General features: G+C 51.2%; 8 protein-coding genes. 7 read left to right on the top strand and 1 reads right to left on the bottom strand.

Translation table 11 applies throughout. The features are described 5' to 3' along the window. Positions 1-29: 29 nt before the first annotated feature. Positions 30-851: a tetratricopeptide repeat protein gene (locus AC6R0L_RS05875; RefSeq protein ID WP_420378219.1), complete on the bottom strand. Its 822-nt coding sequence runs from the start codon at positions 849-851 to the stop codon at positions 30-32. 272 nt (positions 852-1123) lie between these two features. Here AC6R0L_RS05875 and ectA point away from each other — a divergent pair, with 272 nt between their 5' ends. The 7 genes from ectA (at position 1124) to AC6R0L_RS05840 (ending at position 10757) form a co-directional block, all read left to right on the top strand. After that, complete coding sequence (ectA, locus tag AC6R0L_RS05870) at positions 1124-1681, top strand: diaminobutyrate acetyltransferase (protein WP_500628563.1); 558 nt, start codon at positions 1124-1126, stop codon at positions 1679-1681. A gap of 28 nt (positions 1682-1709) precedes the next feature. Further along, positions 1710-2975 (top strand): diaminobutyrate--2-oxoglutarate transaminase, encoded by a 1266-nt coding sequence (ectB, locus tag AC6R0L_RS05865; RefSeq protein WP_487902757.1) that lies wholly within the window; start codon positions 1710-1712, stop codon positions 2973-2975. Positions 2976-3040: 65 nt separating this feature from the next. Then, a complete protein-coding gene (locus AC6R0L_RS05860) occupies positions 3041-3427 on the top strand; it encodes an ectoine synthase (protein ID WP_334553271.1) in 387 nt (128 codons plus the stop codon). 61 nt (positions 3428-3488) lie between these two features. Beyond that, complete coding sequence (locus AC6R0L_RS05855; RefSeq protein WP_500628562.1) at positions 3489-4925, top strand: aspartate kinase; 1437 nt, start codon at positions 3489-3491, stop codon at positions 4923-4925. 116 nt (positions 4926-5041) lie between these two features. Beyond that, the gene (locus tag AC6R0L_RS05850; protein WP_500628561.1) at positions 5042-6415 is read left to right on the top strand and encodes a TolC family protein; all 1374 of its coding nucleotides are present in this window, start codon (positions 5042-5044) and stop codon (positions 6413-6415) included. Next, positions 6415-7611 (top strand): efflux RND transporter periplasmic adaptor subunit, encoded by a 1197-nt coding sequence (locus tag AC6R0L_RS05845; RefSeq protein WP_500628560.1) that lies wholly within the window; start codon positions 6415-6417, stop codon positions 7609-7611. The genes AC6R0L_RS05850 and AC6R0L_RS05845 overlap by 1 nt, the downstream gene beginning before the upstream one ends. Further along, a complete protein-coding gene (locus AC6R0L_RS05840) occupies positions 7608-10757 on the top strand; it encodes an efflux RND transporter permease subunit (RefSeq protein WP_500628559.1) in 3150 nt (1049 codons plus the stop codon). Before AC6R0L_RS05845 ends, AC6R0L_RS05840 begins: the two co-directional genes overlap by 4 nt. Positions 10758-10776 lie beyond the last annotated feature (19 nt).

The raw sequence follows: 10776 nt of genomic DNA, 5'->3' as shown, positions 1-10776 counted from the left end.
GATGGTTTACCGCTGGAAATCTATCAAGCTTAGTGGTGCTCATCGAGGAGCAGGGCATCAAATCGTGGGTTGCCATGTAGCCCCTCTAGATCCGGCTCCGTATTGATCAACTCTCGAATCGACGGACTTGATTCAATCGCCAATTCCAAATCCAGAATCGCCTGCTCTTCAATCCCCAAACGAGAGTAGGCACAAGCACGCTGATAGAGTGCAGGGCCATTATTGTTGTCGAGGTTAAGGACACGATTACATAGACTCAACGCCCAGTGGTACTCGCGAATTTCCATCGCTGCATCCGCCTTGTAGGTCAGCGCTTCAAGATCGCCTGGTCGCATGGTCAAGATCTCATCATACACATCAATTCGCTGCTCGGCGGTCGGCATACTTTGCGCCCTTAGCCATAAGTTGTGGATTTCATTAATCTTTTCAATCTCTTTGTTGTTTTCACTGATCACGCGCGTCTTACGTTTTAGATCGCGTTCCAATGCACTGAATTTCTTCTCGTACTCTTTGGCAATCGCATCGAGTCGCTTGTCGGCCATGTCTTTGGTGTTGTGCTTGAACTCTCGCAGAGATTGCCAACCAACAAAGGCAATCAACGACGCGACACCGGCGATGATGTAGAAAAAGTAGGTCACGGTGACGTTGGCGTAGTTGAGGGATTTGTCGGCCACTTCGAGTTCTCGGTCGGTAATTTGAACCACCAAGCGGCGCTCTAAATCTTGTTGGTCTTGGCGCAGAGCTTTGAGCTCATCGAGGATATAGCGCTCCATTAGCGGGCGATCGAGCATCTCGGAGTCGGAGTATTTTTCTTGCTCCGCGAGGGTAGGGAAACTCAGTGAGAGGAGCATGAGAAAACTAATTAGGGTTCGAATCATCGGTGGTTCCAATCGAGTCACTTAAGATAAATATAAGCATAGTTAATCATAGACGCGCGCGACATGATACTCCGAATGAAATAATTTAGTGCACTAATCATTGTTAAACTTTATGTGTAATTTGGTTTTATGTGATACATGTCACAAAAATACGGTTGATTTGGCGTCAAATTTGATTTTTGGTGGCCGATCTTGCTCATAATAATAGCGAATTTAATTAGAGTTCAAAGGAAATGTATCTGCACATGATTACGTCAGCGCCCTGGGTTATGTATCCGGAAATTACACAACCCCAACGCCCAACGTGGCGATTTAGAGAGCCGAGTGATACCGATGGCGACCAGATTTTCCAACTCATCAAAGATTGTCCGCCACTGGATGTTAACTCTTCGTACTGTAACTTTCTTCAGTCTACCCACTTTGCGGACACCTGCATTTTGGTTGAGATTGATGATGAGGTGGCTGGATTTATCTCTGCCTACCGCAAGCCACAACAGCCAGAAGTGCTGTTTGTTTGGCAAGTGGCGGTATCGAGCGATCACCGTGGTAAAGGCATCGCTTCGAAAATGTTAGACCGCCTGCTCGCTCGCGACACCTTGTCCGACATCAACGCGATAGAAACGACGATAACAAAGAACAATACGGCGTCGTGGATGTTGTTCGAAAAGCTGGACAAACGTCATGGCAAGCACGGTGAGATTTCGGTTTTCTTGGACCAAAACACCCATTTTAAAGGGGAGCACGATACTGAGTATTTGTATCGCATCCCACTTTCTCGTGCTCACGCACACTCGTCCCAATAAATAATTGAGGAACCCAAACGGTCTTATTATGGATATTTTTAATAAGCAAGAATCAAAAGTACGTTCATATTCAAACAACTTTCCGGTGGTATTCACCAAAGCCAAAGGTTGCTGGCTAGAAACTGAAGGGGGCGAGCGCTATCTCGATTTCTTAGCCGGTGCGGGCTCATTGAACTATGGCCACAACAACCCGGTGCTAAAAATGGCCTTGTTGGAGTACATCGAATCTGATGGCATCACACATGGTTTAGACATGCACTCCACCGCCAAAGCGGCGTTTCTTGACGCGTTTAATCGCATCATCCTTGCGCCGCGTGAACTCAACTACAAACTGCAGTTTACTGGCCCAACGGGCACAAACGCGGTAGAAGCCGCGCTCAAATTGGCGCGTAAAGTGACAGGACGTAGCTCGATTGTCGCCTTTACCAACGGTTTCCACGGCTGTACTGCTGGTGCACTGGCTGCAACGGGTAACCAGCATCATCGCCAAGAAATGGGCCAAATGCAGAGCCAAGTGACGCGTATTCCATTTGATGGTTATGCCGATATTGATGGCTTAAAACTGTTTGAAACCATGCTGCAAGATAACTCAAGCGGTATGGACAAACCTGCCGCTGTACTGCTTGAAACCGTACAGGGTGAAGGGGGGTTGAATGTGGCCTCTAACGCTTGGCTACAAAAACTCGACGCACTGTGTAAAGCCAACGGCATTCTCTTGATTGTTGATGATATTCAAGCGGGCTGTGGCCGTACGGGCACCTTCTTTAGTTTCGAACCAGCGGGGATCACCCCAGATATCGTGACGCTCTCGAAGTCGATTGGTGGTTACGGCTTACCGATGGCCGTCGTCTTGCTGCGTCCGGAACTGGATATTTGGAAGCCTGGTGAGCACAACGGTACGTTTAGAGGTAACAACCATGCCTTCGTCACCGCAGCGAAAGCGCTTGAGACCTACTGGGCCGATCCACAGTTTGAAGCCCACGTGAAAAACTGCGCCGACAAAGTGACGCAAGTGACTACTCGCAGCTTGAAGCGTCACCCTAACTTGTTTGAGCAAGTGAAAGGTCGCGGCATGATGCAGGGTATCGAGTGTGTCAACGGCGACATTGCCAGCGAGATTGCGAAGCACTGTTTTGAGCTCGGCATGGTGATCGAGACAGCAGGGCCTGATGATGAAGTGGTGAAGTTTTTCTGCCCGCTGACCATCACAGAAGAAGAACTAGAACAAGGTTTGCGCATCTTTGAAGAGGCGGTTCAACGAGTCGCGGTTAAGCAGTTCAAGCAAGCATCTTAAGCTCAAAACAACGTCGTACCGACCCCATTCGGTTGGCAGAAAAAGAAAGCGAAAAGGAACAGAGAATGATAGTCAGAACCTTAGATGAATGTCGTGATAGTGAACGTCGAATCGCGACGGATAATTGGGAAAGCGTGCGTATGTTGCTCAAAGACGACAACATGGGTTTTTCTTTCCACATCACGACGATTTACGAAGACAGCGAAACGCACATTCACTACAAAAATCACCTAGAGTCTGTCTACTGCATGAGCGGTAAAGGTGAAATTGAAGTCGTCGGTGGTAAGACATACCACATTGAGCCGGGTACATTGTACATCCTCGATAAGCACGATGAGCATTATCTGCGCGCCTACAAAGGGGCCGACATGGTGATGGCCTGTGTCTTCAACCCGCCACTGACAGGCGCAGAAGTGCACGATGAAAAAGGGGTCTATCCCATCGCAGATTAGGGGCAATGAGCAGGAACAACGCACCTAATCCTAACCATTAAATCGAACGAAAGGCGATATTATGACTTATACCGTAGAGAAAATCGGCGGTACCTCAATGACGGCATTTGATGCCGTACTAGAAAACATTATCCTGCGTCCCAACCGGGACAACCTCTACAATCGAGTGTTTGTGGTGTCCGCGTATGGCGGCATCACGGATGCGCTGCTGGAGTGTAAAAAGACCAGCAAACCTGGGGTTTATCAGCTGATCGCGAAACGCGATGACAGCTGGAGCGATGCATTGGCAGAGGTTGAGCAGCGCATGTTGCTGACCAACGAGCACATGTTTGCCGACCCCATGAACCGGATGCGCGCGGACAAGTTCATTCGCTCGCGTATTTCTGAGGCGCGCAACTGCATCTCAAATATTCTGGAAACGTGCCAATACGGCCAGTTCACTTTGCGCCACTACTTGCCTCAAGTACGTGAATTTTTGGCGTCAATAGGTGAAGCGCACAGTGCATTTAACACGGCGTTAAAACTGAAAAATATGGGCATTGAAGCGCGTTTTGTTGACCTCTCAGGCTGGAGCTCTGACAAAGTCGAGAGCTTAGATGAGAATATCCTCAACGCCTTTAAAGAGATTGATGTCAGCCAAGAGCTCCCCATCGTCACGGGTTATGCATCATGTAAAGACGGCCTGATGTCGACTTTTGATCGTGGTTACAGCGAGATGACGTTTAGCCGCATCGCCACACTGACCAATGCGGATCTCGCCATTATCCACAAAGAGTATCACCTTAGCTCGGCGGACCCTCGCGTCGTTGGCCCTGAGAAAGTGTTGCCCATTGGCCACACTAACTATGACGTGGCGGATCAGTTGGCAAGTCTCGGGATGGAAGCCATTCACCCGAATGCTGCGGCAGGGCTGCGTGAAAGCGGCATTGAGCTGCAAATCAAGAACACGTTTGAGCCCGAGCATCGTGGCACTCTGATTTCCAACCAGTTCCAGCCGACGGCGGACAAAGTGGAAATTATCGCTGGTAAGCAGAAGGTCTTTGCGCTGCATCTCTTTGACCAATCCATGGTCGGCGAAGCGGATAACTTCAGCTACGAGCTGATGGAGATCATCTCGGATGCCCATGTCAGCTTGATTGGTAAAGAGATGAACGCCAACTCTATTACCTATTATTTGGGCGGTAACAGCGATAGCCTGAACAAAGTGTTGTACAAAGCGGAAAAACGCTATCCGAATTCAGAAATCAAAGGCCGCATGGTGGCGCTGATTTCGGTGATTGGTTCGCAAATCGATACCAACAAAGCGTTAGCGAAAGGGGTGAGCGCCCTCATGAAGGCTGACATTACGCCTTATGCTTTGCACTCGTCGATGCGTAACGTCAACGTGCAGTTTGTCGTCAGTGACAAGGAGTACAAAGCGGCGATTTGTGCCTTGCACGAAGAGTTTTTCGACAACCAGCTACAAGGTATGGCTCCCCGCGACACGAAAGTGGCGTAATCTAAGTATCACCTTCCCCTATCGAGCAGGCATCGCCTGCTCTTTTTTTATATCTTAACCCTCTCTTAACCCCGCCTTGTTTACTCTTACCGTTATCAGATGGGAGAGATGTAAGCATGACCTTTCGAACAACCTTAATCAGCCTTGTCGTGGTGAGCCTTCTGGGCTGCAGCTCAGGCAATCGCACCGATTACGTAGACCAAGCGCAAATCAGCAATGAGCTGGCCATTGAACAGCTAGTCAGCAAGTTGGTGGATGAACAGTCACCAAGTGATGAGCCTTTGCAGGCGATCACCGATTTGGTGAACATTCCAGCGCTAGCGCCCTATTTAGCGGCGGCGATGGAGAATAATCCCAGCCTTCAACAAAGTATTGTTGCCCTGAAAATGGCGTATGCGCAGCACGGTATCACCGCGGCGGACCAATGGCCGACACTGAGTGCTGGGTTGTCTGGTGAGCAAACAGAAGGCAGCGATGAGAGCTACACGGGTGAGCTTAATGTCAGTTGGGAGCTGGATATCTGGCGTCAATTGGCGGATAGCAGCGCCGCCGCGCAGAAAGACATCGCCGCCACACAGGCGAGCTTGCAGGCGGCAAAAGATCTGCTTGCGGCCAACGTGATGCGGGGCTGGCTTGAAATCAGCGTCAATAAACAACTGTTGGATATAGAGCAGCGACGCTTGGACATTCTCGAAAACAACGAAGTGCTGGTGCTAGAGCGCTACAAAGTTGGGCTAGGCAGTCTAGAAGAGCTCGACAGTGCAAAAACCAACTCCTCTTCCACGCGCGCGACCGTGGCGGAATATCGAGAGAACATGGCCCAAAGTCAGCGCAACTTAGCACTGCTCACTGGGCTGCGTGCCCCTCAATTGAGCGGGGACGAAGTGCCGGCGGTATTTGCGACGGTGCTCAATCCGCTCGACAGTCTGGGCGTACAAAACATGGCTGGTCGACCTGATTTACAGCAAGCCTTTTACAACATTGAAGCGGAAGCACTGCGCACCGATGCCGCTTACAAAGCGATGTTGCCCTCATTTAGTCTTTCAGCCAGTTTGACCGACCTAGCGCAAACCCCGAGTGAGGCGCTACTCACCAACCCTGTGTGGAGTGTGTTGGGTCAGATTTCAGCGCCGATTTTTCAAGGTGGTAAGTTGAAATCTCAAGCGGAGTTGGCCGAGCTGACCACCGAGCAAACCTACTGGGTTTACCAACAGACACTCCTTGATGCCGTAAGTGAAGTAGAAACCGCTGTCGGCCAAGAACATGCTTTGGAGAAGCAGCAGCAACATCTCGAGAGCGCGTTACAGAGCGCGCGCCGCAGCGTCGAAAGTTATGAACAAAAGTATCGAGAGGGGCTGGTGGATATTTTTGACCTTCTCACTGTTCAGCAGCAAGCCTACGACATCGAAGCGCAACTCACGAGCGCCACTTACCAGCGATTGTTAAACCGAATTGATTTGGGCCTCGCGCTAGGCCTAGGAGTATCTTGATGAAAAAAAATGCACTGACCCTAGCCGTGACGCTGGTTGCCGCGGGTTCGATTTTTGCCGCTGTTGCCTACAATGGCAGCCAACTGGCGCCGCCCAAGGGCCCTGGAGAGACCCCCGCGCAGGAAGCGCAAAGGGTACAACCAGAGCAAAGCGCATCGGCCAGTCGCGTGCTGTCACAAGTTGCGGTACAGACCACTCAAGCCCACCGCTATCAGGCGCAAATCACCAGCTACGCAGAGGCGCAGCCGAGATACAACCTCAGTTTCACCAGTGAGGTCAATGGCCGCGTGGTGAGCTTGGCTGATGATTTTGAAACGGGGAAAGTGGTGAAAAAAGGTCAGGTCCTTGCCACGCTGGATAATACGCAATACCAGCAAGCGGTCGCGAGCGCAGAAGCGGACGTCGCGGCGGCAAAGCTTGCCTACCTAGAAGAGCAGCGTGAAGGTGAACAAGCCAAGTCAGAGTGGCAACGCTCTGGATTATCCGGTGAACCAAGTTCCACCTTGGTGCTACGTGAACCCCAACTCGAGAGTGCTAAAGCGGCATTAGATAACGCAGAAAAAGCCCTCACGGCTGCGAAAAAAGATCTCGAGGACACCCGCATTCGTGCCCCATTTGATGCGCTGATTGTAGCCCGCTCTATTCAGCCGGGCAGCTACGTCTCGACTGGCGATAGCATTGCGACGCTCTACAGCGTGGATCGTGTTGAAGTCGAGTTAGCCTTGTCGGAGCAGCAGTGGTTGACCTTACAAGCAGACGGCCAGAGTGATGTCACGCAGTGGCAAGTTACGTTGACGGACAGTCAAAGCCAACACCAATGGCAAGCGCGCGTTGATCGCGCTAACCAACATATCACAGAGACCACTCGCCAGCGTTCAGTGATTGCGGTAGTGGAACGTCCTCTTGAGCAGGCGTCTCCGCTGTACCCGGGTACATTTGTCAAAGCTACTTTAACTGGGCCTGAGGTCGATAACCTTTGGCAAATTCCTGCATCTGCGTATTCGCAGCAGGGGGAAGTCTGGATGGTCAACCAACAAGGCAGCTTGGTCAAAGCTGCCGCAACCAAGCGATTTGAGCGCAACAATTTCGTCTATATTGATCCGCTGAGCGAAGAAGCGGCTCAAGTGGTGATGCGTCCGTTGAGCAGTTTTCAAGTCGGCATGAAAGTGTTGGCCAATGAGGAGGGCAAATCATGAGTCAGTCGAATCACTCTACGGGTGTGATTGCGTGGTTTGCTCGCAACCCAGTGGCGGCAAACTTATTGATGATGGGTGTCATCATCGTGGGGTTGTTTTCCGTCAGTTCGTTGCGTAAAGAGGCATTCCCTACTCTTGAACCTGATGTGGTCAGTGTTGCTGTCAGCTATGACAGTGGCGATCCGGTTCAGGCGGAAGAAGGGATCGCGATAAAAATTGAAGAAGCGCTGGAAACCGTACCGGGCATCAAACGCATTACCTCGACGTCGGATTCGACAGGCAGCTACGTGTCGATTGAAAAAGAGAGCAGTTACGATCTGGATACCTTGCTGACGGATGTCAAAAACGAAGTGGATGCCATCAACAACTGGCCAGCGGAAGCGGACAATCCGGTCATCGAAAAAGCACGTCGTCAGGATCATGCGATTTGGGTGCAACTGTATGGCGATGCGGACCGCTCGACATTGCAGACCTTGGCTCAAGACCTGAAATCCGATTTGTTGAGTGAGAGTGCGATCAGCGATCTCTCTATCAATGCAGAGCTAGAGCGGATGATTTCGGTGGAGGTGGATGAGCAGGCTTTGCAGGCCTATGGCTTGTCACTTACGGATGTCTCGGATGCCATCAACGCAGAAAGCGCGACGGCCATTTCGACCAGCCTGCGCAACAGCGAAAAAACCGTGCGCCTCAAAGCGTCAGAGCAAGCGTATCAAGTGGAAGATTTTCGCCAAATTCCCATCATTACAACTCAGTCAGGCGCACAGATTCTACTTGGTGATATTGCCACGGTCAGCGACACGTTCGAAGAAGATAGCTACTCGTTGTCCCGTTATAACCAGCAAAATGCCATCGGCATCCAGATTTTGATGGATGACAGCAGTGATGTGGTCAACATTGTTGAGCAGGCCAAACAGGTGGTTGAGCAGTGGCGAGCAAGTAACGTATTGCCTGACAATGTCGACATGGAAACTTGGTATGACAAAAGTACCATGATCAAAGAGCGTCTATCACTGCTTGCCACCAACGCGCTCACCGGTATTGCGATGGTGTTTATTGTGTTGGCGCTGTTTCTTAACCTGCGCGTGGCATTTTGGGTCGCAGCTTGTTTGCCCTTTGTCTTCTTTGGCACCTTGTTTTTTATGACCGACTCGTTCGTTGGGCTGACCATCAACGAGATGACCACCTTTGGTTTCATCATGGCGCTCGGCATCGTTGTGGATGATGCGGTGGTCGTGGGCGAGAGCATTTACGCGACCCGCCGAGCTGAGGGGGACACCATAGAGAGCACCATTAAAGGCACGCTCAAAGTGGCGGCGCCGACCGTCTTTGGGGTTCTGACCACCGTGGCTGCCTTTTTGTCGATTGCCGCCATTGATGGCAACATGGGCAAAATTTATGCGCAATTTGCCACCGTGGTGACCATCTGTTTATTGCTCTCATTGGTGGAGTCTAAGTTCATTCTACCGGCGCACCTGGCGCATATTGACACTCACCGGAAAGACAACAAAGGGATTTGGAACCGCATTCAAAGCGGTGCGGAGCGAGGGTTAAATGGCTTCAACCAACGCGTGTATAAGCCGCTGATTAAAATCGCACTGCAATTTCGCTATGCCGTCGTACTCAGCTTTTTGGCGTTATTCATTTTAGTGATTGGTATGCCGCTCACCGGCGCCGTGCGCGTTGCGTTTTTTCCAGACATCGCCGGCGACACCGTCTCGGCTGAAATGTCGATGTACAACGATGTCAGCTTTGGTCAAACCGAAACCAATTTACTGACCCTCGAGCGCCATGCGCTTACGGTGGATGCCCAATTGCGAGGCGAGAGCGATACGTCGGCGATTGCCAGTCTACAGGTGTCGGCCACGGCCGACCGCTCAGGCTCTATCCAAGTGGAACTAGCGCCAGAGGCGCCGTATAACATTGATGAGTTTGCTGATGCATGGCTGGCGATGTCGGGTAACATGGAAGGGGTTAAAAAGCTCAGCATTCGCTCTCACCAGGAGATGGTGGACAACTTTAAAGTCGAACTCAAAGCGAGTAGCGACGAGATTGTGACCGATGCCGGGAACCGAATGAAAGCGGCACTGCAATCGATTGACGGGGTAAGTGGTATTGATGACAACCTAGATTTAGGTGAGCCGCAGTATCGATTCGAACTGACAGAGCAAGGCCGTGCAATGGGCATGGATACCGCCAGCCTGTCTCAGCAAGTCTTACAATCGTTTGGTGGCGACATTGTACAGCGTTTTCAGCGGGGCAAAGACGAAGTCAAAGTCCGGGTCCGTTACCCTGAGGGTGAGCGTCAAACGCTAGCGGACATCGCGCAATCAAGCGTGCGAACCAGCGATGGTACGGTGGTGCCCTTGTCGGCGGTGGCGAAGGTGTACTCGGATTATCAGCCGTCAGAGATCACCCGTATCGACAACTTACGTGCGGTGTATGTCAGTGCCTCGGTGGACAAAGATATCCTCGCCTCGAATGAGTTAGTCGCACAACTTGAAAACACCTTGGTGAAGGCACTGAAAGCGGATTATCCGACGCTCAAAATCGACTTTACCGGTGAAGCTGAGCAGCAAAAGGAGTCCACCGACTCAATGGAGTCGACGTTCGTGCTGGCTCTGATCGTCATTTTTGCGCTGCTTGCGATTCCACTCAAGTCGTACGTTCAGCCCTTGATCATCATGGTCGCCATTCCGTTTGGGATTGTTGGCGCTATCTTGGGTCACTGGTGGAACGATTTGACCATCAGCATCTTGTCACTGAATGGGGTGTTGGCACTGAGTGGCGTCGTGGTTAACGACAGCTTGCTCCTCGTTTCTCGTTACAATGAGCTGGTCAAAGAGGTCAAACTGTCGGTATCAGAAGCGATTGAACAGGCATGTTCAGGTCGACTGAGAGCGGTGCTGCTCACATCCGTGACCACGTTTGCCGGTCTTGCGCCGCTGTTGAGTGAGACATCGATGCAAGCGCAGTTTTTGATCCCTGCTGCCGCAGCGCTGGGTTACGGCATCTTGTTTGCTACTTTGATCACTTTGATCTTAACGCCATCGCTGTTGATGATTGATCAGGATGTCAGAGCGCTCTTGTTGGCACTCAAGCAGCGCATCAGTGGAGCGGGACGTCGAGTTACTCAACAAGTGAACTAGGCTATGATTGTCTAAGCCC

It is taken from the genome of Vibrio sp. R15-SG3-ISO1A (assembly GCF_059833955.1).
The sequence above is the reverse complement of the archived record's forward strand: the minus strand, read 5'-3'. Positions and strand labels throughout refer to the sequence as shown.